Below are 24,154 nucleotides of genomic sequence, written 5' to 3' on the forward strand. Positions count from 1 at the left end.
CTTCTATAAAAATAAAAAAGGAGCACGACAATGGACCGTTTCACTCGCTTCTGGTTATTGCTGATCCTCGGCATGCTGCCCGGCCTCACCGAGGCGGCCGAGCCGACCACCCCGCTGCAGAACATGCAGATTCACGCCAACCGCGCCACTAGCAGCCTGCTGCTCTACCGTGGCGAAGGGTTTCAGAAGGCACACCTGCTGCGCTTGGAAGACGATCTGCGGGCGCTGAACGCCGCCCTGATGCAGGTACCCAACCCCACCAGCGCATTACGCGAAAGCCATCAGGAACTGCTGGCCCGGCTTCGCGAAGGTGCGAGCTTCGGCACCGCCGAAGACGACATGCCCTGGGGCTTTCCGCTGCAGATGAGCAAGGCGCTACGCGATTTCCTCACGGCCGTGCGCGCCCAGCAGGGCGCCGACAGCCAGGCCGAACTGCCGGCCAAGGTCGAATACCTTGCCGTGCAATACCTCAGCCGCGCCTATATCGGCTCCTTCGAAATCGCCCGCGAACAGCCGGATACCTACCTCGGCCAGGATGAGCGCCACCTGGTGCCGGCCATCGACGCCCAGCTCGCCGAGCTGGACGGCAAGCGCGACCCGCTGCTGGCCAAGCTCAAGACCCGCTGGGATTTCCTCCGGGTGGCGCTGCAGGACATGAACAGCGCCAGCAACAACCTCACCACCGCCTCGGGCCGCCCGTTCGCGCCGATCATGGTCGACCGCCATACGCGCAGCCTCAGCGACCAGTGGATGGCCGCCAAGCCTTGAGAACCGTCAGCCGTGAGCGGCCGTGTGGCGCAGACGCACCGGCCCGACCCGCGCCTCGATGGCGAGGCGCAGCGGCTCGCGCAACCCGAGCATGAAGCCGAGTTCGGCCGCGACGAACAGCGGCCCGATGATCAGCCCGCTGAGGTCGTCGACGAACGCCGGCTTGCGCCCCTCGAAATAGTGGCCGATGAACTGGATGATCCAGCCGACCACGAACAACCCCACGCCGATACCCAGCCAGAGCGCCGTGCCCGCTCCGGCGGCCAGCGCACCCAGCCACAGGCAGAGCGCCAGCACGGCGCTCATCAGCATGCCGTAGCGCAGGTCCAGACGCAGATAGAACAGCGCGGCGACAAGCGACACCAGCGCCGCCGGACTGAGCCACAGGCCCGCCCAGGCGATGCCGGGGCGCGACAGCAGCACGGCCACGGCCACCACGATCAGGGGAATGCCAACGAAATGGGTGAGCAGGTTGCGCGGGTCGCGGTGGTAGGCCGCGTATTGCGCGAGGTGATCGGTGAGCGTCTTCATCGGCTGCATCTCCGCAGAACCAGTAGCCAGCAAGCTTAGTCGCTCCCTGGCCCGTGCAGCTGCACAGGGCCAGGGCGATCGCGCCAACCTCGGGATCGGCCTTATTGCTCGGGGCGATAGCCCAGCCGCAGCCCACCCCAGTGGCGCCCGCGAACCATGATCGGCACCGACAGATCATGCATCAGCTCGCCGGTGTCGCGACTGTAGGTCTGCAACAGCAGGCGCCGCTGATGACTGCCGCAGCGGCCGCCGGTGCGATCATTGAACAGCCGCTTGCTGCGGCTCTTGACCCGATCGATCTCCGGATTGCCCACCGGCGGCTGGCTGAAGGCCCGGTTGTGGGTCGGCACATAGCCTTCCGGGGTCGTCGCGATGGCGTAGACCAGTGCCGGATGCCGCTGCAGCAGCGGCTCCTGGATCGCAGGCAGAACCTCGTCGGCATACTTGTCGAAGCGCGTCTGGTACTTCACCGGGTCGGTATTGGGCAGCGCCCGGTAGTTGCGATCGAAGAGATCATCGAGGCTGACCCTCCCGGCCTGGATGTCCGCCTCGAACCGCTCGGCGATGGCCGCAGCACCCTGCCGCGCCAGGTCGAACATGGCCTGGTGATAGTCGTCCAGCTGCACCTCGGCGAGCTGCTCGCTGGCACTCTCGGCCTGGGCCACCAGCCGCTCGGCGGCCTGCTCCAGCTGGCGGGTCTGTTTCTCGCTGTCCAGTGCGTCGGCGCGCAGCTGGTCGAGGGCGACGAACTGCCCGGTCAGGCGCTGATGGTTGTCGGCGGTGCCGGTGGTGATCTGCTCCACCTGGGACTCGACGCTGCCGGCCAGCCCGGCGATACCGCTGAGCTGCTCGCCGGTGGTGGCGATCTGCTCGGCGGCGGCGTCCAGCTCGTTGGCCTGGCGCTGGATGTAGCTGACCACCGCTTCGCTCTGCTGGCGAATGTCGGCCACCATGCGCCCCACTTCTTCGGTGGCGCTGGAGGTACGCGCCGCCAGGCTGCGCACCTCGTCGGCCACCACGGCAAAGCCGCGCCCCGCCTCGCCGGCGCGGGCGGCCTCGATGGCTGCGTTGAGCGCGAGCAGATTGGTCTGGCTGGCAATGGACTGGATCACGTCGGTGATCCGGCGAATCTCTTCGGTGCGGGCAGACAGGCCGTCGATCAGCTCGCGACTGGCATGGGTCTGCGCGCTGAGCTGCTGCATCCGCTCGATGGCGCGCTGCAACTCGGCCTGACCGGCATCGCTGCGCTGACGCACCGACTGCGCGGCGTCCAGCGTGTGTCGGGCGCGCTCGGCGCTGTCCTGCTCGGTGGCCGCAATCGCCTCGGCACCGTTGGCGATTTCGCTCACTGCCTTGAGCTGCGACTGCAGGCGGCTGGCGAGCTGCTCGGCGCTGAAGGCGACCTGAGCGGCGGAAAGCGCGTTGTGGCAGGTGTTGCGCGACAGATTCTTGGTCAGCTCACTGAACGCCGGCGGCGTATCGGCAGCCGTCGCGCCGTCGTCTGCCGCGCGCCAGACGGTGAACCAGGGCCATAGCGCCGCGGCGAGCAGCAACAGCGCCGTCAACAGCAGGGGCGGGGCCAGCCAGTAATGCATGAGCAGCAGACCGACGATCAGCGCTACATGGAACACGATGGCCTTGGGGTGGCGGTTGGCGGGGCTCATGGACGGGCCTCTTGTTCTTGTCGGATTGATCCGACGTTGTACCCACAGCCTCCGACAAAGAACAGTAGTGCCTTAGTAGCACCGTGCCGTTATCGAAGGTTCACCCCAGGCTTAACGGCCGCGGCCGGACAAACTGAAGGCGCCTCCGGTCGCCTCGATAACTAGGGTGCCGACGTCCGCTCCGGCGCGCTCAGGGGCAGCGCGAGCTGTACCCGCCGACGCAGCCAGGGGCTCGGCCGGTAGCGCGCCTCACCGCCATAGCAGGCCTGCATCGCCTCAAGAATGGCGAGGACGCGCGCCGCACCATAATGCTCGGCGAAACCCAGCGGTCCCTTCGGGTAGCCCAGCGCCAGGGTAATTGCCCGGTCCAGCGTATGCGGATCGGCGATGCCCTTCTGCGCTATCTCGCAGCCCAGGTTGACGATGCTGGCCACGACGCGCTGACTGACGAACCCCGGCGAATCGTTGATCACCTCCACCGGCACGCCGTCGCCACCCAGCGCCTGCCGCGCCTGGGCTTCCAGCGCGGGGTCGAGCGCAGGCGTACGCATCAGCACGTGCCGCCGTTCGCGATCGCAAAACAGGTCGTAGGCGACGCAACGCGCCGCCGGCAAACCCAGACGCGCGATCATCGAGCTGGCGTCCTCACCCAAAGGAGTGATCAGGCAGATGGCCCGTTCCGACGGCGTCTCACCCGACTCCAGCTGCGCACCCGTCTGGCCCAGCAAGGCTGCCAGCCAACCGCGCAGCTCGGCGTCCTGGCTGTCCAGCCAGAACGGGCGGTCCACCGAGACTGGCTCGAGGGCCGGCGCCGGCGTTCGCATCTGCTGGCCATTGTCGTAGCGGTAATAGCCCTGGCCGCTCTTGCGCCCGAGCAGACCGGCGGCGACCCGCTGCGCTGCCTGGTAGGACGGCGTATAGCGTGGGTCCTGGTAGAACTGCTGGTACACCGACTCCATCACGGCGTGAGAGACGTCCAGGCCGGTGAGGTCGAGCAGTTCGAACGGCCCCATACGAAAGCCCGGGCCGTCGCGCAGGATGCGGTCGATCTGCTCGGCATCAGCGATGCCCTCGGCGAGGATGCGCTGCGCCTCGGTGCTGTAGGCGCGACCGGCATGGTTGACCAGAAAACCGGGAGTATCCGGTGTGATCGCAGGGAAATGCCCGGCCTCTTCGGCCAGCTTGACCAGCCGCTCGATCACCTGCGGATCGCTGCGCTCGCCGCGCACCACTTCCACCAGCTTCATCAACGGCACCGGGTTGAAGAAATGAAAACCGGCCACCCGCTGCGGGTGCCGGCAGGCCGCGGCGATCCGCGTGACCGACAGTGACGAGGTATTGGTCGCCAGTACCGCGTCCTCGGCAACCAGCGCCTCCAGCTCGACAAACAGTGCCTGTTTGGCCTCGAGATTCTCGACGATGGCCTCGATCAGCAGGTCGCAACCGGCCAGCTCCTGCAACGTCGACGCCGGCCGCATCCGCGCCAGGGTTGCGTCGAGCGCCTCGGTGCTCAGGCGGCCCTTGGCCAGGCTGCGCTCCAGCAGCTCGCGATTGAAACGCAGCGCCTCGGCGACCGACTCGCCGAGCGCATCGTAGAGCCACACCTGCTTGCCCGCGCTGGCAAACAGCTGAGCGATGCCCCGCCCCATGGCGCCGGCACCGATGATTCCGATACGTTCGAACATCCCAAACCCTCCTCACACACCGCATATTCCGCAGTGCGGAATGGCATTCCGTCAGATTGACCAGCAGGCTAAAGGCTGCCACTCTGCGGCGCAACTTCCTACCGATACGCCCTTATGTCCGAGCATTCACGCCAGCAGGTCGAAGCCTCCATAACCGGCTTCTTTCAGGATCTCGGCTGCCGCCTGACCGAGTACGGCCCCGAGCGGGTGGTGATCGAACTGCTGCTGCAGCCGCGCCACCTGAACAACGCCAGCAAGCTGCACGGCGGCGTCAGCGCAACCTTGCTCGACGTGGCGATGGGCCTGTGCGGCACCTGGACCGAGCAGGCGGACCAGCGCCGCGTGGCGACCACCCTGTCGATGAACGTCAACTTCAGCGCACCGGCGCCAGCCGGCAGCCGCATCCGCGCGGTGGCATGCTGCCGCTCCTCCGGGCACAAGGTATTCATGGCCAGCTGCGACCTGCTGGACGAGCAAGATCGCCTGCTGGCCTTTGGTGAAGGCGTCTACCAGCGCGGCAAGCTGCGCAGCGAGCTGCCCTGACCGATGCTGGCCCTGCTGCCACTGGCGCTCGCCTGCGAGCTGTTCGCGCTGGTCTCCCGCCTGCAATGGCCGAGCGTGATCAGCGGCGCCCTGCTGGTACTGTTCTTCCTGTGGCACTGGCGCTCGCTGATGCCCTACCCGCGCCGGCTGGGGCTGGTCACGCTCGGCCTGCTCGCCTACTGGTTGCTGCTTGGCACGCCCAGCTGGGAACAAGCGCAGCGGATGCTGGCTGCCGCTGCTTATTACGGCGCGTTCATCGGCGCGCTGGGGCTCGCGCACTGCGCAGTCAAGCGGCTGCCACAACTGGGCGAGCTGCACCGCTTGCTGCTGCGACAACCGCCCCGGCGTCTCTACCCGAGCTATCTGCTGAGCACCTTCGCCATCAGTTCGGTGCTGAGCTTCGGCATGCTCAACCTGGTCTGCGGCTCGCTGGAACGTCATCTGGACGGCCGCGGCTACAGTCCGGCGCAGCGGCGCGAGGGCGCCCGCGGGGTGATGGTCACGGCACTGCGCGGCTTCGCCCTGGTGCCTCTGCTGGCGCCCACCAGCGTTGCCGTGGCGATCCTCACTCGCGAGCTGCCGGGGCTCAGCTGGAGCGCACTGCTGCCGTTCGGGCTGCTCTGTGCGGCAATCCTACTAGTGGTCGGTTGGACGATGGACAATCACCGGCTGCATCAACTGCAGATGGGCAGCGAACGGCCGCCCGCGCCGGCCGGTGAGCTGCGCAGGCTGCTGTATGGCAGCCTCCTGGGCATTGCGCTGATCGCCCTGCTGGCCAGCCTGACCTGGCTGTCAGCGACCCAGGCAGCGATGCTGCTGGTGCCGCTCGCCGTGATCGGCCTGCTACTGCACCAGGGCGGCTCGCCAACCGCCGTCTATGGCGAGGTACGTGACACCCTTGCCGGAATGCGTAACGAGACCTTCATCTTCGCCTGCTCCGCCTTGCTGGGCGGGCTGACCGCCATCCTGATTCCGGTCGAACGTCTGGCAGGTCATTTCAGCAGTACGCCCCTGGCGCTGTTCGGCCTCGGCGCCATCGGCATGCTCGCCATCATCGCGCTGGCGCTGCTGGGTGTCGCGCCGATCATCTCGCTGAGCCTGTGCGCCGCACTGCTGGCCCAGCTGGCGGGCCACGGCGTCGCGGTGATGCAGCCGGCGGTGGCGCTGCTGGTGGGTTTTTCTCTGGCGATGCTGCTGTCGCCCTATGGGCCGTCGGCGCTGATGCTGGCGCGCCACGCGGGGATCTCCCCGTGGCGCATCGCCTTCGGCTGGAACGGCCGCTTCGTGCTGCTGGTGCTCGGTCCGCTGCTGCTGGTACCGCTGCTGGCGTAGCGACGCTCACATCCAGCCATATTCGGCCATCGACAGCGGCTCGCCGTCACCGACGATGAAATGATCGAGCACCCGCACGTCGATCAGCGCCAGGGCGTCTTTCAGCCGCTGGGTCAGCTGACGGTCGGCCTGGCTCGGCTCGGCCACGCCCGACGGGTGGTTGTGGGTGAGGATCACCGCCGCCGCGTTCTGCGCCAGGGCACGCTTGACCACCTGCCGAGGGTAGACGCTGGCGCCATCGATGGTGCCGTGGAACAACACTTCGAAGGCCAGGACCCGGTGCTTGGCGTCGAGAAACAGGCAGCCGAACAGCTCGTGCGGTTCGTGGCGCAGGCGCGCCTTGAGGTAATCGCGTACCGCCTGCGGCGATTCCAGCGCCGAATCGCGGCGCAGCCGTTCGGCCAGGTGCCGGCGCCCCATCTCCAGCACGGCCTGCAACTGGGCGAACTTGGCCGGCCCAAGCCCCAGGTGTGCGCTGAACTGATCGAGATCCGCCTCCAGCAACGCGCGCAGGCTGCCGAACTCGGCGAGCAGGTAGCGAGCCAGGTCCACCGCGCTCTTTCCGGCGACGCCGGTGCGCAGGAATATCGCCAGCAATTCGGCATCGGAAAGCGCGGCCGCGCCCTGATCGAGAAGCTTCTCCCGCGGCCGCTCCGACGCCGGCCAGTCACGTATGCTCATGTCATCTCCCTGTCGAGCAGGCCCACTTTTCCGCTGTGGGCGCTGTGCTATCTTAGCCCGTCATTTTTCCGGGGCACCGGGCAACTTCAGACCTGGTTCTCACTCCGGACATCCCTACCAGATAACAAGGCAGGCCTATGCAGCGGCTGTATCGTAAACGCATCGTCCTGGGCGTCGGCGGCGGCATCGCCGCCTACAAGAGCGCCGAACTGGTCCGCCGCCTGCGCGACCATGGCGCCGAAGTCCGGGTGGTGATGACCCAGGGCGGGCGCGAGTTCATCACTCCCCTCACCCTGCAGGCGCTCTCCGGCCATCCCGTCCACCTGGACCTGCTCGACCCCGCGGCGGAAGCGGCCATGGGGCACATCGAACTGGCTCGCTGGGCAGACCTCGTGCTGATCGCGCCGGCCACCGCCGACCTCATGGCCCGCCTTGCTCAGGGCGTCGCCAATGATCTGCTGACCACCGTGGTGCTGGCGACCAACGCCCCGGTCGCCCTGGCACCGGCCATGAACCAGGCCATGTGGGCCGACCCCGCTACCCAGGCCAATCGTGAGCAGCTGCTGGCACGTGGCATTCGCCTGTTCGGACCCGGCTCTGGCAGCCAGGCCTGCGGCGACATCGGCATGGGGCGCATGCTCGAAGCCGAGGAGCTGGCGCGCGCCGCCGCCGACTGCTTCGAGACCGGCATGCTGACCGGCAAGCACCTGCTGATCACCGCCGGCCCCACCCAGGAAAACATCGACCCGGTGCGCTACATCACCAACCACAGCTCGGGAAAAATGGGTTTCGCCCTCGCCGAGGCCGCTGCCGAAGCCGGCGCGCGGGTCACCCTGGTGACCGGCCCGGTGTTCCTGCCCACTCCCGATCGTGTGCAGCGCATCGACGTGGTCAGTGCCCGTGACATGCTCGCGGCCTGCGAAGCGGCGATGCCCTGCGACATCCTCATCGCCGCGGCAGCCGTCGCCGATTACCGTCCGGAAGTGGTGGCACCCCATAAACTGAAGAAAGACCCCAGCACTGGCGATGGCCTGCTGCTGCAGATGGTGCGCAACCCGGACATCCTCGCCACCCTTGCAGGCCGTGCGGATCGCCCGTTCTGCGTCGGCTTCGCCGCGGAGACCGAGAATCTTCTCGAATATGCCGCCCGCAAGCTGCGCGACAAGAACCTCGACCTGATCGTCGCCAACGACGTGGCCAACCCCAGCATCGGCTTCAACAGCGAAGACAACGCGGTCAGCGTGATCGACCGCCAACAGCACGAAACCCGCTTCGGCCAGGCCAGCAAGGGGCATATTGCCCGTGCGCTGGTGGCCTTCATCGCCGAGCGCTACAAAGAGTCCTGACATGCACGCACTCCAAGCCAAGATCCTCGACCCGCGCCTCGGTCGGGACTTCCCGCTGCCCGAATACGCCACACCCGGTTCGGCCGGTCTCGACCTGCGCGCCATGCTGCAGCAGGACACCGTCCTGGAACCCGGCCAGACCCTGCTGATCCCCACCGGCCTGGCCATCCACATCGCCGACCCGACCCTGGCCGCGCTGGTCCTGCCGCGTTCGGGCCTCGGCCACAAGCACGGCATCGTGCTCGGCAACCTGGTCGGGCTGATCGACTCGGACTACCAGGGTGAGCTGATGGTGTCCTGCTGGAACCGCGGCCAGAGCGCATTCACCATCGCCGTCGGCGAGCGCATCGCGCAGCTGATGCTGGTGCCGGTGGTGCAGGCGCGTTTCGAACTGGTCGACAGCTTCGACAGCAGTGATCGCGGCGCCGGCGGATTCGGCCACTCCGGCAGCCACTGAGCGATACCCCCGCTTACTTCTTTCAGGATGATCCGAGGAGCTTCATGGCACTCTTCAAGCGCACCGCCAAGGATTCAGGCGTACTGAACCCGGCCGAGACCCGCAGCAAGCGCAGCGGCATCAACATCAAACCCTTGCTCGGTGGCCTGGCGAGCAGCCTGATCGGCCTCGGCGCAGCGGCAGCGCTGCTCTGGCTGGGCCTGCAGAATGCCGAGCAGGAGCAACGGACGCAGCTGGCCAGCGCCTGGGGCCAGAGCCAGGCCAGCGCGCTGCAGCAAGCGCTGCGTCAGCTGCAGGGCGATACCCAGGCGGTGACGGAGCGACTGATGCTGGTCGAAGCACCGCGTGGCGACGGTAAGCGTCGACGCGATGCCGAGCAGCGCCTGCTGGACCTGCCCGGCGTAGTCGACGCGCATCTGAATGTCCGCGGCCGCGCCGTACCCGACACCAGCCGCCCGGGACCGCTGAACTTCGCCGCGCTCGATCTGCTGCAGCGTGCGGAAGCCGGCCAGGCGCCCGCCCCCGAAGCGTACAAGGTCGACAACCGCTGGCTGCTGTACAGCGCTGTCGCCCTGCGCGGCGAAGGTCAGCAGGCGATTCGCGGCACGCTGCTGCTGGTGACTGACCTCGAACGCCTCTTCGCCGGCCTCCCGACGCTGCCCGCCGGCGCCGGGCAACTGCGGTTGAGCCAGCAGTTCGCCGGCGCACCGGAGCAAGTGCTGCTGCAGCGCGGCACCCCGGGCAATGCCACGGCCCTGACACTGCCCAGCGGCAATTCCAACTGGACGCTGAGCTACGTTCCGGGCAGCGAAGCCGCGCCGGCCATGCTGACGCCCCTGCACCTGATCGCCGCGGCGCTGCTGGCACTGGCCGGCGTACTGATCGGCCTGCAACTGGTGCTCGGCAGCCAGCAACGCAAGCTGCGCGAAGACGTGCTGCGGATCAGTCGCCTGCTGCAGGAACTCTCCACGGGCAAGACCATCCAAATACCGGCCTTGAGCCTGCCGGTCCTCGACGCACTGGCCAGGAACATGGTCCGACTGCCCGTCCGCCCCGCCGGATCGGCTCCGACTCAGGCACCTGCCGCGGCCCCCGCCGTACGGCCCGCCAAACCTACCGAGTACGTCGCTCCGCCCCTGCCGGAGACCGATATTCTCGACATCGACATTCTCGACGAGGACCAGGACATCTTCGGCCTCGACACCAAGGAGCGAGAAACCGCAATGAGCAGCGCCAAAGCCCCGAACTTGCCCGCCAGTATCTTCCGCGCCTACGACATCCGTGGCGTTGTCGGCGACAGCCTGACCACCGAAACCGCGTACTGGGTCGGCCGCGCCATCGGGTCCGAGAGCCTCGCCAAGGGTGAACCCAACGTTTCCGTCGGCCGCGACGGTCGCCTGTCCGGCCCGGAGCTGGTCCAGCACCTGATCCAGGGCCTGCTCGACAGCGGCTGCGACGTCAGCGACGTCGGCATGGTGCCGACGCCGGTGCTCTACTACGCGGCCAACATCCTCGCCGGCAAGTCCGGGGTGATGCTCACCGGTAGCCACAACCCGCCGGACTACAACGGCTTCAAGATTGTCATCGCCGGAGACACCCTGGCCAACGAGCAGATCCAGGTGCTGCGCAAGCGGATCGAGACCAACGACCTGTCCAGCGGTGTCGGCAAGGTCGAACAGGTCGATGTACTGGAGCGTTACTTCGAGCAGATCCGCAGCGACATCGCCATGGCCAAGCCGATGAAGGTGGTGGTCGACTGCGGCAACGGTGTGGCCGGCGTCATCGCGCCCAAGCTGATCGAGGCCCTGGGCTGCACCGTGATCCCGCTGTACTGCGAGGTCGACGGCAACTTCCCCAACCACCACCCCGATCCCGGCAAGCCGGAGAACCTGGTCGACCTGATCGCCAAGGTGAAATCCGAGAAGGCTGATCTTGGTCTGGCCTTCGACGGCGACGGCGATCGCGTCGGCGTGGTGACCAACGCCGGCACCATGATCTACCCGGACCGCCTGCTGATGCTGTTCGCCAAGGACGTGGTTTCGCGCAATCCAGGCGCCGACATCATCTTCGACGTCAAATGCACCCGCCGCCTGACCCCGCTGATCAGCGGCTATGGCGGCCGCCCGGTGATGTGGAAGACCGGCCATTCGCTGATCAAGAAGAAGATGAAGGAATCCGGCGCGCTGCTGGCCGGCGAGATGAGCGGCCACATCTTCTTCAAGGAACGCTGGTTCGGCTTCGACGACGGCATCTACAGTGCTGCACGCCTGCTGGAGATCCTCAGTCAGGACAAGCGTGACGCCGAACAGGTGTTTGCCGCCTTCCCCTGCGATATCTCGACGCCGGAGATCAACATCACGGTGACAGAGGAAAGCAAATTCACCATCATGGACGCCCTGCAACGCGACGCCAAATGGGGCGAAGCCAACCTGATCACCCTCGACGGTGTGCGGGTCGACTATCCCAAGGGCTGGGGCCTGATCCGCGCCTCCAACACCACCCCGGTGCTGGTACTGCGCTTCGAGGCCGACAGCGAAGAAGAGCTCAGCCGCATCCAGGACGTCTTCCGCGGCCAGCTGCTCAGCGTTGCACCCGACCTCAAACTGCCGTTCTGATTTTGCGGAGTCCTGCATGACCCTCAGCCGTGAAGCTGCCACCCAATTCGCCAAGGTCCTGTCCGAAGCGCTGCCCTACATCCGCCGATTCGTCGGCAAGACGCTGGTCATCAAGTACGGCGGCAACGCGATGGAGAGCGAGGAGCTGAAGACCGGCTTCGCCCGCGACATCGTGCTGATGAAGGCGGTGGGCATCAACCCGGTGGTGGTGCACGGCGGCGGCCCGCAGATCGGCGATCTGCTCAAGCGCCTGAACATCGAAAGCCACTTCATCGACGGCATGCGGGTCACCGACAGCCAGACCATGGATGTGGTGGAGATGGTCCTCGGCGGCCAGGTCAACAAGAGCATTGTCAGCCTGATCAACCAGCATGGCGGCAGCGCCATTGGCCTGACCGGCAAGGATGCCGGCCTGATCCGCGCCAGGAAGCTCAAGGCGACCCGTCAGACGCCGGAGATGACCAAGCCGGAAATCATCGACATCGGCCATGTAGGCGAGGTCACCGGCGTCAACGCCGAGCTGCTGGAAATGCTGGTGCAGGGCAACTTCATCCCGGTCATCGCGCCGATCGGCGTGGGCGAGAACGGCGAGTCGTACAACATCAACGCCGATCTGGTGGCCGGCAAGGTGGCAGAGGCGTTGAAGGCCGAAAAGCTCATGCTGCTGACCAACATCGCCGGCCTGATGGACAAGCAGGGCAACGTGCTGACCGGGCTGTCCACCGCTCAGGTCGATGCGCTGATTGCCGATGGCACCATCTATGGCGGTATGCTGCCGAAGATCCGCTGTGCACTGGAAGCCGTGCAGGGCGGCGTCAACAGCGCGCATATCATCGACGGCCGCGTGCCCAATGCGGTGTTGCTGGAGATTTTTACTGACGTTGGGGTCGGCACGCTGATCACCAACAGTCAGCGCTGATACCTGTACATGAAAAAGGGGAGCCCAGGCTCCCCTTTTTCGTGTGCGCTAGAACCTCAGAGATCGATGCGGAACGATTCGAGCATCGCCGGAATGCCTGGGAACATGCCGATGCCCAGCATCACCGCGCACAGCACGATGAACACAATCGTCGGAATCACCCAGCGGTGCAGATGGCTCAGCGACTGACCGCGCTCCTTGTCACCGATCAGTCCGAGGTTGTCCAGCAGCACGGTGAGTGACCAACCGAACACCGGATTGACCAGCGCCGAAGAGAAAATCACGATGGCTGCCGACTGCGAGGTCTTGCCCTCGCGGGTCATCTGCATGCCGGCTTCCAGCAGCGGCAGGAACACGCCGACCATCAGCGCCACGCTCAGAACCGGCGGCCAGATGGCCAGGTCCATCGGATAGCCCCAGAGCGCGGCGACCACGCAGAGCAGGCCGGTGAGCAGCGCACCTGCGGGGATCGGACGCTTGGCGATGGCCGCCGGGACCATGAAGGTACCCCAGGACGACGCCAGATTGCCCCCGCCCAGCGAAGTGCCGACGATCTGCCGCGCTGCCGCGACGCACATGGTGTCGTCGATGTTCATCAGCACCTTCTTCGCCTTGGGCGGATAGTTGAGCTGCTGGAACACCCGATGACCGAGGAAGTCCGGTGACCACATGGCCACCGCCAGCACGGCGAAAGGCGCGACCGCGATGAAATGATGCAGGTCCGGCAGGCCGATCTGCCAGCCGGTGTCCTCGCCCCACCAATACATTGGATTGAGATTCGGCACGCCCGGCTCGGTGGTGAACTCGAACGGAGCGCCCATCACGAAGGCGATCAGCGCAGCCAGAGCCGAGCCCAGCGGAATCGCCAGCCAGCGCATGCGGATATGCTCGAGATAGGCATACATGACGATGGTCGCGAAGACCACGACAAAGGCGATATAACCCATGTCGAAACTGTCCGCCCAGCCGAACAGCTTCTTGATCTGCGAGGTGATGCCGATGAAGCCGAGGTAGAGCAACAGACCGCCGCACACCCCGTCGCTGGTCAGCCGCGCCAGCAGGCTGCCACCCTTGAACACGCCGAGGGTAAAACCGAGCACCCCAACCATGATGCCCAGCGCCATCGGATGACCGCCCGAGGCGACGATCAGTGGAATCAGCGGGATCAGCGGGCCATGGGTTCCGGCCAGGTTGGCGGTGGGATTGAGGAAGCCGGAAAACAGCACCACGAACAGCAGCGCGGCAATCAGCATCTCGTAGCGCGCGTTCTCGATCACGAACTCGTTGGACAGCCCCATCGGACCGGCGAACGCTGCGACCACTGCGGCCACCATGACAATCTTGCCGATGGTTGCCGCCATGGCTGGCACCCAGTCTTCGTACTCGAAACGGTAGTCACGAAACGGCAGGTTCACGCCCCAGCGTTTCGGCGCCATGATCTCCAATTCGTGTTCAAGGTATTCAGCGCGAGTCGCGAAATTTCCCTTCGGCTTGTGAAGCTCCTGATAACTGCGTAGGTTCCTATCATTCATGCCAGTCAGCCATACCGAAAATTTTGCGCAACGGTACAGACTGACTCCAAGCAACTCATCACGACCTTGAAACTATTGAGTTAGAGCGGTCTTTTGTGATAGTAAGCAAGCTACGCATTCATCCGGAAAAATGGCGAAACGCCATTAATGCGTCGAGATTGCTTTCAGCAGGAAGTTTCGAAGGGGCGCGCCAGGTCGACGCGCTTATGGATTCTGCCCGAGCAGCTCGGCGACTCGCTGCCGATCCTGGGCGAAGCTGACCTCCGCCTCGGCACGCGTCTTCTCGAAACGCGCCAGGTCTCGCAACAGGCTCTGCTCTTCCTTCTCGAGGTTTTCGATCTGCGCCAGCAGGTTCTCAGGGACATTGCGCCCCGCCCGCTCGTGGTTCGCCGCCTGCTTGCGCAGACTGCTGTGCTGACTGCGGATGGATTGCAGGTTGCCCTGAGACAAGCCGATCACGCTATCGAGCTCGGCCAGTTTGCGCGTTTCAGCTCGCTCGACATCCTCTACGCTGGCATAGAGACGCAGCAGCTGTGCATCCGACGCATCGCGCGCCTTCTTCGCCTGCAGCCGGGCGAACTCTTCGGCGGTCGGCGCCGGCGGCACCTCGCGGACCACGCGTCCCTGCTCGTTGAGCACCTGATAACCGCGGGAGATATGCTGCGGCGGCACGCCGTGGCGATCGAGAACCACCACGCCTCGTTCGTCGACATAGCGATAAAGCTCGGCAGCCGAGGCCACTACCGGACAGATGACCCCCAACAGGAGCATCGTTCGAGTGGCTACCGATCTACGCATGTGCAATACCTACCCTGGGTCAGATTCCGTACTGCTCGCGATAAGCCTGAACCGCGGGCAGGTGCTGTTTCAGCTGAACATCATCGGCGAGATATTCCAGCACTTGCTCCAGGGACACAATACTGATCACCGGCATTCGATAATCACGTTCAACTTCTTGAATCGCCGACAGCTCGCCCTGCCCTCTTTCCTGCCGATTCAGAGCAATCAGCACACCTGCCGCCTCGGCATTCTGTGCCCGGATGATCTGCATGACTTCACGGATGGCGGTGCCGGCGGTAATCACATCGTCAACGATCAGCACGCGGCCGGTCAGCGGGGCGCCGACCAAGGTGCCGCCCTCGCCGTGATCCTTGGCTTCCTTGCGGTTGAAGCACCACGGCAGGTCACGCTGATGCTGCTCGGCCAGCGCGATGGCCGTGGCTGCGCCTAGCGGGATGCCCTTGTAGGCCGGACCGAAGATCACGTCGAAATCCAGGCCGCTCTCGATCACCGCCGAGGCGTAGAACCGCCCGAGCTGTGCCAGCGCGCTGCCGCTGTTGAACAGGCCGGCATTGAAGAAATAGGGACTGGTACGCCCCGACTTGAGGGTGAACTCACCGAAACGCAGAACGCCGCGCTCGATGGCGAAGCGGATGAACTCGCGCTGGTACGCCTGCATGAAGAAATTTCCCGGAAAACCACTGTTTTAGCTAATTGCGAAGAGCTTGGGTTATCATACACGCACGTGTTTTTAGGGGCCATTTATGCGGATCATCAGCGTCAACGTGAATGGCATTCAAGCGGCGGCACAGCGGGGATTGCTCAGCTGGCTGCAAGCGCAGAATGCCGATGTCATCTGCCTGCAGGATACCCGCGCCTCCGCCTTGGAACTCGACGACCCCGCCTACCAACTGGATGGCTACTTCCTCTACGCCTGCGATGCCGAGATTCCGGAGCAGGGAGGCGTGGCGCTCTATTCCAGGCTGCAGCCCAAAGCCGTGATCACCGGTCTGGGCTTCGAGACGGCGGATCGCTACGGGCGTTATCTGCAGGCCGACTTCGACAAGGTCAGTATCGCCAGCCTGCTGGTGCCTTCGGGTCAGGGCGGCGATGCCAACCTGAACCACAAGCTCAAGTTCATGGATGACTTCGCCCACTATCTGGACAAGCAGCGCCGCAAGCGCCGCGAGTACATCTACTGCGGCTCGCTGTACGTCGCCCACCAGAAGCTGGACGTGAAGAACTGGCGCGACTGCCAGCAGGATCCGGGCTTCCTCGCGCCCGAGCGCGCCTGGCTGGATGAGATCTTCGGCAACATGGGCTATATCGACGCGCTGCGCGAGGTCAATCGCGAAGGCGACCTGTTCAGCTGGTGGCCGGATACCGAGCAGGCCGAGATGCTCAACCTCGGCTGGCGCTTCGACTACCAGATCCTGACCTCAGGCCTGCGCCGCTTCGTGCGCAGCGCCCGCCTGCCGCGCCAACCGCGCTTCTCGCAGCACGCCCCACTGATCGTCGATTACGACTGGACGCTGAGCCTGTAATCCCGCGATTCGCAACGGCGGCCGGCACGCGATGTGTCGGCCACCGCTCAGCTGTCAGGGAATCGAAACCGTCCTATCTGACGATCCGCCAGCAGAAGGGGTAGCGATAGGGCTTGCCTTCGTTGGCACGGATGCCGGCGATCACCACCAGCACCAGCGCCACCACGCTCACCAGCACCATCAGCGGAAAACCGATGAGGATCCAGGCCAGCACGCCACAGATCATCATCGCAAGGCTGAAGGTCAGCTGAAAATTCAGCGCCTCCTTGCCCTGTTGGTCGACGAAGGGGTCCATGTCCTTCTTCAACTGCCAGACGATCAGCGGGCCGAGCACGTTGCCGATCATCGGCGCCAGGAACCAGAAGAACGCCGAGTAGTGGCAGAACATCGCCCACTGACGCGCTTCGCGGCTGGGCAACGGCACGAGATCCTGATCGCTCATTTCGCCTTACCTCTCGCTCAGTCCGCCAGCGCCGCGCGCTGCAGTTCGAACAGCTGACGCACACCATCGTGTGCCAGCGCCAGCATGGCGTTGAGCTCGTCGGCATGGAACGGCGCGCCCTCGGCCGTGCCCTGAACCTCGATGAAGCCACCGGCGTCGGTCATCACGACGTTCAGATCGGTTTCGGCAGCCGAGTCTTCCAGATAGTCCAGATCGAGCACCGGCTCGCCCTGATAGATGCCGACCGATACGGCGGCAATCATCTGCTTGACCGGATCGCCGCCCTTCAGACCGCCGCGCTTCTTCAGCACCTTGAGGGCGTCGATCACGGCCACCATGGCGCCGGTGATCGAGGCGGTGCGCGTACCACCGTCTGCCTGGATCACGTCGCAGTCGATGTACAGGGTGTTCTCGCCGAGCTTGCTCATGTCCAGCGCGGCCCGCAGCGAACGGCCGATCAGACGCTGGATTTCCAGGGTACGTCCGCCCTGCTTGCCCCGCGCCGCTTCGCGCTGGTTACGCTCACCCGTGGCGCGCGGCAGCATGCCGTATTCGGCGGTCAGCCAGCCCTGGCCCTGCCCCTTGAGGAAGCGCGGTACGCCTGTCTCGATGCTGGCTGTGCAGATCACCTTGGTATCACCGAACTCCACCAGCACCGAGCCTTCGGCATGCTTGGTGTAGTTGCGGGTGATGCGGATCGAGCGCAGCTGGTCGGCGGCACGGCCACTGGGTCGCTTCATGGGTAGGTCCTGCTAGAGAAGAATGTGAGCGGCATTATAGAGCCCCTTGGCCGGGAAAGGGTCGCGACAGTCCGGTCGTCTCTGCAGCGATTGCCGGTTTCCTTTACAATCCTCCGCCTTTCGCAGTCCGCATCCGAGAGGTTAACCCGATGGTCCACAGCATGACGGCCTTTGCCCGCAGCGAGCAGGCCGGCGCCCATGGCACCCTCAGTTGGGAAATCCGCTCGGTCAATCATCGCTATCTGGAGCCGCACCTGCGCCTGCCGGAAGCCTTTCGCGACCTCGAAGGCCAGGTGCGCGATGCCCTGCGCAAAGGACTCTCGCGCGGCAAGGTGGAATGCACCCTGCGCTTCGCGGAGGAAGGCCAGCGCGGCAACCTGCAGGTCGACCAGGAGCGCGCCAGCCAGCTGATCGCCGCCGCTGAAAGCGTTGCCGCGCTGATCCGCCAGCCTGCCGCCATCGATCCGCTGCAGGTGCTCGGCTGGCCTGGTGTGCTGGTCGGCGATGCGCTCGATCCGCAAGCGCTCAACCAGAGCGCACTCGAGCTGTTCCACAAGGCGCTGGAGCAGCTCAAGGAAGGTCGCCGCCGCGAGGGCGAGGAGCTGGCCAAGTTGCTCGGCGAACGCCTGGACAGCATCCTCGAGGAAGTCGCCACGCTGCGTGAGCAAGTGCCACAGATGCTCGCCACCCAGAGGCAGAAGATTCTCGACCGTTTCAGCGAGGTGCGTGCCGAGCTGGATCCGCAGCGCCTCGAGCAGGAAATGGTTCTGCTGGCGCAGAAGAGCGATGTCGCCGAGGAACTCGACCGCCTGAGCACCCACGTCAGCGAAGTGCGGCGGGTGCTCAAGGCCGGCGGTGCCGCCGGGCGCCGCCTCGACTTCCTCATGCAGGAACTCAACCGCGAGGCCAACACCCTCGGCTCGAAAGCCTTCGACCCGCGCAGCACTCAGGCCGCGGTAAACCTGAAAGTCCTCATCGAGCAGATGCGCGAACAGGTACAGAACCTCGAATAACTGCCAGCAGCCGTTGCGGCTGGTCTATTTTTTGTCCCACAGCGTTTTCCAGGAAGCCGTCATGTCCGCCACCACCGGTACGCTCTATATCGTTTCCGCGCCTTCCGGGGCCGGCAAGACCAGCCTGGTCAAGGCCCTGGTCGATGCACAGCCGCAGGTGCGGGTGTCGGTCTCCCACACGACCCGCGCCATGCGTCCGGGTGAGGTAGACGGGGTCAACTATCACTTCGTCAGCCGCGAGGAATTCCTCGCGCGCCTGGAGCGCAACGAGTTTCTCGAACACGCCGAAGTGTTCGGCAATCTTTACGGCACCTCTCAGCGCTGGCTGGAACAGACGCTGGCCGAGGGCTACGACCTGATCCTCGAGATCGACTGGCAGGGCGCGCAGCAGGTGCGCCGGTTGATGCCCCAGGCGAAATCGATCTTCATCCTGCCGCCGACCCAGGAGGCCCTGCGCCAGCGCCTGAACAACCGCGGCCAGGACAGCGACGAGATCATCGAGAAGCGCATGCGCGAAGCGGTCAGCGAGATGAGCCACTACGTCGAGTACGACTACCTGGTGATCAACGACGACTTCGCCCACGCGCTGATCGATCTGCAGTCGATCTTCCGCGCCAATCAGCTCAAGCAGCAGGCCCAGCAGCAGCGCCATGCGCGCCTGCTCAGCGAGTTGCTGGCCTAAGCCGGCACGGCGCTACCGCCTGAGAAACAGCGCTTCCATTACGGCTGGTGATTTTTTAGACTACTCCGTCCGCTCGCCCATCCGGGCATGCTCTACCGTTACTGATCACGAGGAACACCATGGCCCGCGTTACCGTTGAAGACTGCCTGGACAACGTTGATAACCGCTTCGAGCTGGTCATGCTTGCCACCAAGCGCGCGCGTCAACTGGCGACCGGCGGCAAGGAGCCGAAAGTGGCCTGGGAAAACGACAAGCCGACCGTTGTCGCGCTGCGCGAGATCGCTTCCGGCCTGGTCGACTACGATGTCATTGCTCAGGACGAAATCGTTGACGATGAACCGCTCTTCACCCAGTACGAGGAAGAGCCGAACGAGGCCATCTGATTAAATGCCAGGTCGAAGTCGAACCGAGAAGATCGAAGTCAGCCGGCAGGGAGTACGACCTTGCCAGCCATAGACGCACTCGCGGATCGCCTGTCGACCTATCTCGGCCCGGACCAGGTCAACCTGGTTCGCCGAGCCTATTTCTATGCCGAGCAGGCCCATGACGGGCAGCGCCGGCGCAGCGGTGAAGCCTACGTCACCCATCCCCTCGCGGTAGCCAATATCCTCGCCGACATGCACATGGACCATCAGAGCCTGATGGCCGCGATGCTGCACGATGTCATCGAGGATACCGGCATTCCCAAGGAAGCTCTGGTCGCCCAGTTCGGCGAAACCGTCGCCGAGCTGGTCGATGGGGTCAGCAAGCTGACCCAGATGAACTTCGAGACCAAGGCCGAGGCCCAGGCCGAGAATTTCCAGAAGATGGCCATGGCCATGGCCCGCGACATCCGCGTGATCCTGGTCAAGCTCGCCGACCGCCTGCACAACATGCGCACCCTGGAGGTGCTGGCCGGCGAGAAACGCCGGCGCATCGCCAAGGAAACCCTGGAAATCTACGCACCGATCGCCAATCGCCTCGGTATGCACACGATGCGCGTGGAGTTCGAGGACCTCGGCTTCAAAGCCATGCACCCGATGCGCTCCGAGCGTATCCGCGCCGCGGTGCGCCGCGCTCGCGGCAACCGCAACGAGATCGTCGAGAAGATCGAGCAGTCGCTGATTCACTGCCTCGAGCGCGATGGTCTGGAAGGCGAGGTGCTGGGTCGCGAGAAGCACCTGTACAGCATCTACAAGAAGATGCGCGGCAAGCGCAAGGCGTTCCACGAGATCATGGACGTCTATGCCTTCCGCATCGTGGTGGACAAGGTCGATACCTGCTACCGCGTGCTCGGCGCGGTGCACAGCCTGTACAAGCCGCTGCCAGGGCGATTCAAGGACTACATCGCGATCCCCAAGGCCAACGGTTACCAGTCGCTGCACACCACCCTGTTCGGCATGCACGGCGTGCCCATCGAGATCCAGATCCGCACCCGCGAAATGGAAGAGATGGCCAACAACGGCATCGCTGCGCACTGGCTGTACAAGTCCAACGAGGATGAAGTGCCCAAGGGCACCCACGCCCGCGCACGGCAATGGGTCAAGGGTGTGCTGGAGCTGCAGCAGCGCGCCGGCAACTCGCTGGAATTCATCGAGAGCGTCAAGATCGACCTGTTCCCGGACGAGGTCTATGTCTTCACGCCCAAGGGCCGCATCATGGAACTGCCCAAGGGTTCCACCGCGGTCGACTTCGCCTACGCGGTGCACACCGATGTCGGCAACACCTGCATCGCCTGCCGCGTCAACCGTCGCCTGGCGCCGCTGTCGCAACCGCTGGAAAGCGGCTCGACGGTGGAGATCGTCACCGCACCGGGGGCTCGGCCAAACCCGGCGTGGCTGAATTTCGTCGTCACCGGCAAGGCGCGCACACACATTCGCCATGCGCTCAAGCTGCAGCGCCGCTCGGAGTCCATCAATCTCGGCGAGCGGCTGCTGAGCAAGGCCCTCAGCGGTTTCGAGACGAGCCTGGACAAGATCAGCCCCGAGCGCATCCAGCAGGTGCTTGCCGAATACCACATGGAATACGTCGAGGACCTGCTGGAAGACATTGGCTTGGGCAACCGCATGGCCTATGTCATCGCCCGGCGTCTGATTGCCCGGGACGACGAACAGGCACCAGCGCTCGAAGGGCCGCTGGCTATCCGCGGCACCGAAGGGTTGGTACTCAACTACGCCAAGTGCTGCACACCGATCCCCGGCGACCCCATCGTCGGGCACCTGTCGGCCGGCAAGGGCATGGTGGTGCACCTGGAAACCTGCCGGAACATCGCCGACGTCCGCCACAATCCGGACAAGTGCATCCAGCTGTCCTGGTCCAAGGACGTCACCGGCGAGTTCAACGTCGAACTGCGCGTCGAACTGGAGCACCAGCGCGGCCTGATCGCCCTGCTCGCCGGCAGCGTCAATGCCGCCGACGGCAATATCGAGAAGATCGGCATGGACGAGCGCGACGGCCGCATCAGCGTGGTCCAGCTGGTGGTCAGTGTGCATGACCGCGTGCATCTGGCCCGCGTGATCAAGAAGCTGCGCACCATCAAGGGCGTCACCCGCATCACCCGCGTCAAGGCCTGATCGCCTACCCCACTCACGGCGGCGGTGCTGTCGCCCCGCCGCGCCCGCCTGCCCTGATACTTGTCCACCCAGACGGCTGTCGCGGGTGGCCGCTGCCGGCATCAGCCATTATGCTGGCTGCCCGTTGCCCAATTCCCAGAGGAGTTTCCATGAGCAAGACCGTGATCAACACCGACAAGGCCCCGGCCGCCATCGGCACCTACTCCCAGGCCATCAAGGCCGGCAACACCGTCTACCTGTCCGGGCAGATCCCGCTGGACCCCAAGACCATGGAGCTGGTGGAAGGCTTCGAGGCGCAGGCCGTGCAGGTGTTCGAGAACCTCAAGGCGGTGGCCGAAGCGGCTGGCGGCTCGCTGAAGGACATTGCCAAGCTCAACATTTTCCTCACCGACCTCGGCAACTTCGCCACCGTCAACGAGGTGATGAGTCGTTACTGCCAGCAGCCTTATCCGGCGCGCGCCGCCATTGGCGTTGCTGCGCTGCCGAAAGGCGCGCAAGTCGAGATGGACGCGATCCTGGTCATCGACTGACCCGCTCCTGCCGGCGTGGCCCGCGCCGCGCCGGTGCCCTTCAGCGCACCAGCACCTCGACCCGCCGATTGCGCGGTTCGGCGGTGGCATCCGGCGTCGCCACCAGCAGGTTGCGCTCGCCGTGGGACTCCACCCGCAGCTCCATCGCCTCCAGCCCCCGGGCGCGCAGCAGCTCGGCCATGCGCTGGGCTCGGCGCATGCCGACCTGCTCGTTGGCGGCACGGTGGCCCAGGGTGTCGGTATGGCCGATCACGGTAACCACCGGATAATCCCGGCGGCGCGCGGCAAGCAGCACGCTGTCCAGCAGCTGCTCCGCACCGGCATCCAATTCGCCGGAAGGCGCCAGATGGAAGGTGAAACGCTCCGGCAATGCGGGCTGCGCCGAAAGCGCCTTGGCGAAATCGGCCTTGCGCTGCATGTCCGACACCGCAAAGGCCTGCCCGCCAGGAGCAATCGCCATGCCCTGCCCCGGCATGTCCAGCACCCGTTGTTCGTCGCCCAGCACGGCAGCGCCACGCCCGCCAGAATCATCCGCCAGCATCACGTAGGAATGCTGCGCGCAGCCGCCCAGCGCGGCCATTGCCAGCAGCAGCGTGCCGCTCATCAACCGGGCTTTCACGGTTTCACCTTCAGCAGCACCTGCCCGCCACGCACTCCGACCCGGCCCTCCGGGGTCTCGACGGCGATGGCCTGGGGATCGAGCCGAGCCATGTCGCCAGCGATCAGGCTGAGCGTGCCGCGGTTGAGCGTCGCGCGCAGACGCAGCTCATCGCTCGCCGGTGCGAAGCGGTAATCGTCCAGCGTCAGCTCGCTGTCCGGGCCGAACGACAACACGCTGCCGTCGCCCATGATCACCCCCAGCCCACCCTCGGCACCGGTACTCAGGGCAACGCCCGGGATGATCGCCTGGCCGACCTTGGCCGCATTGGTATGGCCGCGGCTGCTGACGAAGGCCGCACCCTCCACACGGGCCACGTGGCCGACGGGCTCGGGCAAGGTGCTGCCGAAGGCCGGCACCAGCCAGGCGGCCGCCAACGTGCAGAACGCGCGCATGTAATGATCCAGACAGGTCATCGAAGCTCTCGAATCGACAGAATTGCACAAGGGAAGGGTCCCGCTCGACTCCAGAGAACTAAGGCAGTCCAAATCGGCAAAAAATCCCGCAGCGTTCCGTTTTCTGCGCTCCACCGCTGGCAGCGCTTCGCAAATGCCATGGCGCCGGCTGCGCGGAGCAGAAAAATTTCGCGATTTTTGCCGCTCCCGTTGTCTCGATCTAACGCGCGCATCCAACCAGACATAAGCGCGCCGTTTCCGAGCCTGACGTGAGGTCCCCGTTCCATGCTGACGCTTTCCATCAACGGCACCGACCTGCAGGTCGACGTGCCCGAAGACATGCCCCTGCTCTGGGTCCTGCGCGACGTGCTAGGGCTCACCGGCAGCAAGTACGGCTGCGGTATCGCCCAGTGCGGCGCCTGCACCGTGCACCTGGATGGCCAGGCGGCGCGCGCCTGCGTCTTGCCGGTCGGCGAGGTGAAGGGCCGCAAGGTGGTGACCATCGAACGCATCGGCAACACGGAGCTCGGCCGCAAGGTGCAGCAGGCCTGGCTGGAGGATGAGGTGGTGCAGTGCGGCTACTGCCAGTGCGGGCAGATCATGTCCGCCGTTGCCCTGCTGGAGCAAAACCCGCAGCCCGACGACCGCGCCATCGACCAGGGCATGGCCGGCAACCTCTGCCGCTGCTGCACCTATACCCGCATCCGCAGCGCCATCAAGCGCGTCGCCCAGGCATGAGGAAGCG

General features: G+C 65.2%; 25 protein-coding genes. 14 read left to right on the forward strand and 11 right to left on the reverse strand.

All coding sequences use genetic code 11. The features are described from left to right. Positions 1–30: 30 nt before the first annotated feature. Positions 31–768, forward strand: a complete 738-nt coding sequence (locus tag P5703_RS19610) for a hypothetical protein (RefSeq protein ID WP_011911714.1) — start codon at positions 31–33, stop codon at positions 766–768. 6 nt (positions 769–774) lie between these two features. Here the strand turns inward: P5703_RS19610 and P5703_RS19615 are convergent, their stop codons facing one another. The 3 genes from P5703_RS19615 to P5703_RS19625 form a co-directional block, all read right to left on the reverse strand. Beyond that, the gene (locus P5703_RS19615; RefSeq protein ID WP_068506899.1) at positions 775–1,299 is read right to left on the reverse strand and encodes an Mpo1 family 2-hydroxy fatty acid dioxygenase; all 525 of its coding nucleotides are present in this window, start codon (positions 1,297–1,299) and stop codon (positions 775–777) included. A gap of 101 nt (positions 1,300–1,400) precedes the next feature. Beyond that, positions 1,401–2,963, reverse strand: coding sequence for a methyl-accepting chemotaxis protein (locus tag P5703_RS19620; protein WP_014595662.1), 1,563 nt, complete (start codon positions 2,961–2,963; stop codon positions 1,401–1,403). Between the two features lie 161 nt (positions 2,964–3,124). Beyond that, positions 3,125–4,648 (reverse strand): 3-hydroxyacyl-CoA dehydrogenase, encoded by a 1,524-nt coding sequence (locus P5703_RS19625; protein WP_285589185.1) that lies wholly within the window; start codon positions 4,646–4,648, stop codon positions 3,125–3,127. A 114-nt stretch (positions 4,649–4,762) separates the two neighbouring features. Here P5703_RS19625 and P5703_RS19630 point away from each other — a divergent pair, with 114 nt between their 5' ends. Both P5703_RS19630 and P5703_RS19635 read left to right on the forward strand, forming a co-directional pair. Beyond that, positions 4,763–5,191 (forward strand): PaaI family thioesterase, encoded by a 429-nt coding sequence (locus P5703_RS19630; protein WP_279641894.1) that lies wholly within the window; start codon positions 4,763–4,765, stop codon positions 5,189–5,191. 3 nt (positions 5,192–5,194) lie between these two features. Further along, the gene (locus P5703_RS19635; protein ID WP_279641893.1) at positions 5,195–6,523 is read left to right on the forward strand and encodes a hypothetical protein; all 1,329 of its coding nucleotides are present in this window, start codon (positions 5,195–5,197) and stop codon (positions 6,521–6,523) included. 6 nt (positions 6,524–6,529) lie between these two features. Here P5703_RS19635 and radC read toward each other — a convergent pair whose 3' ends face one another. Next, positions 6,530–7,204, reverse strand: a complete 675-nt coding sequence (gene radC, locus P5703_RS19640; RefSeq protein ID WP_011911708.1) for a RadC family protein — start codon at positions 7,202–7,204, stop codon at positions 6,530–6,532. 137 nt (positions 7,205–7,341) lie between these two features. Between radC and coaBC the strand changes: the two genes are divergently transcribed. Genes coaBC through argB form a run of 4 tightly spaced genes read left to right on the forward strand, consistent with a single transcriptional unit; the run spans position 7,342 to position 12,541 of the window. Beyond that, positions 7,342–8,550, forward strand: coding sequence for a bifunctional phosphopantothenoylcysteine decarboxylase/phosphopantothenate--cysteine ligase CoaBC (gene coaBC / locus P5703_RS19645; protein ID WP_011911707.1), 1,209 nt, complete (start codon positions 7,342–7,344; stop codon positions 8,548–8,550). A gap of 1 nt (position 8,551) precedes the next feature. After that, positions 8,552–9,007 carry a dUTP diphosphatase gene (gene dut / locus P5703_RS19650; protein WP_011911706.1) on the forward strand — a complete coding sequence of 152 codons (456 nt, stop codon included), beginning with the start codon at positions 8,552–8,554 and terminating at the stop codon, positions 9,005–9,007. A gap of 44 nt (positions 9,008–9,051) precedes the next feature. Next, positions 9,052–11,622, forward strand: coding sequence for a phosphomannomutase/phosphoglucomutase (locus P5703_RS23980; RefSeq protein ID WP_341829572.1), 2,571 nt, complete (start codon positions 9,052–9,054; stop codon positions 11,620–11,622). Between the two features lie 16 nt (positions 11,623–11,638). After that, positions 11,639–12,541, forward strand: coding sequence for an acetylglutamate kinase (gene argB / locus P5703_RS19660; RefSeq protein WP_011911704.1), 903 nt, complete (start codon positions 11,639–11,641; stop codon positions 12,539–12,541). Positions 12,542–12,597: 56 nt separating this feature from the next. On the opposite strand, the gene P5703_RS19665 is transcribed toward argB, so the two are convergent. From P5703_RS19665 to pyrE, 3 genes are all read right to left on the reverse strand, one after another. Further along, a complete protein-coding gene (locus tag P5703_RS19665; protein WP_011911703.1) occupies positions 12,598–14,073 on the reverse strand; it encodes a DUF3360 family protein in 1,476 nt (491 codons plus the stop codon). 204 nt (positions 14,074–14,277) lie between these two features. Next, positions 14,278–14,844 carry a DUF4124 domain-containing protein gene (locus tag P5703_RS19670; protein ID WP_084902309.1) on the reverse strand — a complete coding sequence of 189 codons (567 nt, stop codon included), beginning with the start codon at positions 14,842–14,844 and terminating at the stop codon, positions 14,278–14,280. A gap of 46 nt (positions 14,845–14,890) precedes the next feature. After that, positions 14,891–15,532, reverse strand: coding sequence for an orotate phosphoribosyltransferase (pyrE, locus tag P5703_RS19675; RefSeq protein WP_013981594.1), 642 nt, complete (start codon positions 15,530–15,532; stop codon positions 14,891–14,893). An 85-nt stretch (positions 15,533–15,617) separates the two neighbouring features. Here pyrE and crc point away from each other — a divergent pair, with 85 nt between their 5' ends. Then, positions 15,618–16,397: a catabolite repression control protein Crc gene (crc, locus tag P5703_RS19680; RefSeq protein ID WP_011911700.1), complete on the forward strand. Its 780-nt coding sequence runs from the start codon at positions 15,618–15,620 to the stop codon at positions 16,395–16,397. Between the two features lie 73 nt (positions 16,398–16,470). On the opposite strand, the gene P5703_RS19685 is transcribed toward crc, so the two are convergent. After that, complete coding sequence (locus P5703_RS19685; RefSeq protein ID WP_011911699.1) at positions 16,471–16,839, reverse strand: DUF4870 domain-containing protein; 369 nt, start codon at positions 16,837–16,839, stop codon at positions 16,471–16,473. Positions 16,840–16,856: 17 nt separating this feature from the next. Then, positions 16,857–17,579, reverse strand: a complete 723-nt coding sequence (rph, locus tag P5703_RS19690) for a ribonuclease PH (RefSeq protein WP_011911698.1) — start codon at positions 17,577–17,579, stop codon at positions 16,857–16,859. Positions 17,580–17,728: 149 nt separating this feature from the next. Between rph and P5703_RS19695 the strand changes: the two genes are divergently transcribed. The 5 genes from P5703_RS19695 (at position 17,729) to ridA (ending at position 22,356) form a co-directional block, all read left to right on the forward strand. Then, positions 17,729–18,592, forward strand: coding sequence for a YicC/YloC family endoribonuclease (locus P5703_RS19695; RefSeq protein ID WP_013981589.1), 864 nt, complete (start codon positions 17,729–17,731; stop codon positions 18,590–18,592). 61 nt (positions 18,593–18,653) lie between these two features. Beyond that, positions 18,654–19,274, forward strand: a complete 621-nt coding sequence (gene gmk, locus P5703_RS19700; RefSeq protein ID WP_011911696.1) for a guanylate kinase — start codon at positions 18,654–18,656, stop codon at positions 19,272–19,274. A gap of 119 nt (positions 19,275–19,393) precedes the next feature. Beyond that, positions 19,394–19,657 carry a DNA-directed RNA polymerase subunit omega gene (gene rpoZ, locus P5703_RS19705; protein ID WP_003295433.1) on the forward strand — a complete coding sequence of 88 codons (264 nt, stop codon included), beginning with the start codon at positions 19,394–19,396 and terminating at the stop codon, positions 19,655–19,657. Between the two features lie 60 nt (positions 19,658–19,717). Continuing rightward, positions 19,718–21,826 carry a bifunctional GTP diphosphokinase/guanosine-3',5'-bis pyrophosphate 3'-pyrophosphohydrolase gene (spoT, locus tag P5703_RS19710; protein WP_013981587.1) on the forward strand — a complete coding sequence of 703 codons (2,109 nt, stop codon included), beginning with the start codon at positions 19,718–19,720 and terminating at the stop codon, positions 21,824–21,826. 149 nt (positions 21,827–21,975) lie between these two features. Continuing rightward, complete coding sequence (ridA, locus tag P5703_RS19715; RefSeq protein WP_011911694.1) at positions 21,976–22,356, forward strand: deaminase RidA; 381 nt, start codon at positions 21,976–21,978, stop codon at positions 22,354–22,356. 40 nt (positions 22,357–22,396) lie between these two features. On the opposite strand, the gene P5703_RS19720 is transcribed toward ridA, so the two are convergent. After that, a complete protein-coding gene (locus tag P5703_RS19720) occupies positions 22,397–22,960 on the reverse strand; it encodes an OmpA family protein (protein WP_014595654.1) in 564 nt (187 codons plus the stop codon). 11 nt (positions 22,961–22,971) lie between these two features. Then, the gene (locus P5703_RS19725) at positions 22,972–23,430 is read right to left on the reverse strand and encodes a FecR domain-containing protein (RefSeq protein ID WP_049326228.1); all 459 of its coding nucleotides are present in this window, start codon (positions 23,428–23,430) and stop codon (positions 22,972–22,974) included. 264 nt (positions 23,431–23,694) lie between these two features. On the opposite strand from P5703_RS19725, the gene P5703_RS19730 reads away from it, so the two are divergent. Then, positions 23,695–24,147, forward strand: a complete 453-nt coding sequence (locus P5703_RS19730) for a (2Fe-2S)-binding protein (protein ID WP_011911691.1) — start codon at positions 23,695–23,697, stop codon at positions 24,145–24,147. The last annotated feature ends 7 nt before the right edge of the window (positions 24,148–24,154 follow it).

This window comes from Stutzerimonas sp. FeSN7 (assembly GCF_030263795.1).
GTDB classification, from domain to species: Bacteria; Pseudomonadota; Gammaproteobacteria; order Pseudomonadales; family Pseudomonadaceae; genus Stutzerimonas; species Stutzerimonas stutzeri.

Coding starts and splice junctions, on each gene's coding strand:
- dut (WP_011911706.1), top strand. CDS start 8,552: ATGCACGCACTCCAAGCCAAGATCCTCGACCCGCGCCTCGGTCGGGAC.
- coaBC (WP_011911707.1), top strand. CDS start 7,342: ATGCAGCGGCTGTATCGTAAACGCATCGTCCTGGGCGTCGGCGGCGGC.
- P5703_RS19730 (WP_011911691.1), top strand. CDS start 23,695: ATGCTGACGCTTTCCATCAACGGCACCGACCTGCAGGTCGACGTGCCC.
- P5703_RS19665 (WP_011911703.1), bottom strand. CDS start 14,073: ATGAATGATAGGAACCTACGCAGTTATCAGGAGCTTCACAAGCCGAAG.
- P5703_RS19620 (WP_014595662.1), bottom strand. CDS start 2,963: ATGAGCCCCGCCAACCGCCACCCCAAGGCCATCGTGTTCCATGTAGCG.
- P5703_RS19725 (WP_049326228.1), bottom strand. CDS start 23,430: ATGACCTGTCTGGATCATTACATGCGCGCGTTCTGCACGTTGGCGGCC.
- argB (WP_011911704.1), top strand. CDS start 11,639: ATGACCCTCAGCCGTGAAGCTGCCACCCAATTCGCCAAGGTCCTGTCC.
- P5703_RS19635 (WP_279641893.1), top strand. CDS start 5,195: ATGCTGGCCCTGCTGCCACTGGCGCTCGCCTGCGAGCTGTTCGCGCTG.
- P5703_RS19670 (WP_084902309.1), bottom strand. CDS start 14,844: ATGCTCCTGTTGGGGGTCATCTGTCCGGTAGTGGCCTCGGCTGCCGAG.
- P5703_RS19685 (WP_011911699.1), bottom strand. CDS start 16,839: ATGAGCGATCAGGATCTCGTGCCGTTGCCCAGCCGCGAAGCGCGTCAG.
- pyrE (WP_013981594.1), bottom strand. CDS start 15,532: ATGCAGGCGTACCAGCGCGAGTTCATCCGCTTCGCCATCGAGCGCGGC.
- P5703_RS19615 (WP_068506899.1), bottom strand. CDS start 1,299: ATGAAGACGCTCACCGATCACCTCGCGCAATACGCGGCCTACCACCGC.
- radC (WP_011911708.1), bottom strand. CDS start 7,204: ATGAGCATACGTGACTGGCCGGCGTCGGAGCGGCCGCGGGAGAAGCTT.
- P5703_RS23980 (WP_341829572.1), top strand. CDS start 9,052: ATGGCACTCTTCAAGCGCACCGCCAAGGATTCAGGCGTACTGAACCCG.
- P5703_RS19630 (WP_279641894.1), top strand. CDS start 4,763: ATGTCCGAGCATTCACGCCAGCAGGTCGAAGCCTCCATAACCGGCTTC.
- ridA (WP_011911694.1), top strand. CDS start 21,976: ATGAGCAAGACCGTGATCAACACCGACAAGGCCCCGGCCGCCATCGGC.
- P5703_RS19720 (WP_014595654.1), bottom strand. CDS start 22,960: ATGAGCGGCACGCTGCTGCTGGCAATGGCCGCGCTGGGCGGCTGCGCG.
- P5703_RS19610 (WP_011911714.1), top strand. CDS start 31: ATGGACCGTTTCACTCGCTTCTGGTTATTGCTGATCCTCGGCATGCTG.
- gmk (WP_011911696.1), top strand. CDS start 18,654: ATGTCCGCCACCACCGGTACGCTCTATATCGTTTCCGCGCCTTCCGGG.
- crc (WP_011911700.1), top strand. CDS start 15,618: ATGCGGATCATCAGCGTCAACGTGAATGGCATTCAAGCGGCGGCACAG.
- rph (WP_011911698.1), bottom strand. CDS start 17,579: ATGAAGCGACCCAGTGGCCGTGCCGCCGACCAGCTGCGCTCGATCCGC.
- rpoZ (WP_003295433.1), top strand. CDS start 19,394: ATGGCCCGCGTTACCGTTGAAGACTGCCTGGACAACGTTGATAACCGC.
- P5703_RS19625 (WP_285589185.1), bottom strand. CDS start 4,648: ATGTTCGAACGTATCGGAATCATCGGTGCCGGCGCCATGGGGCGGGGC.
- P5703_RS19695 (WP_013981589.1), top strand. CDS start 17,729: ATGGTCCACAGCATGACGGCCTTTGCCCGCAGCGAGCAGGCCGGCGCC.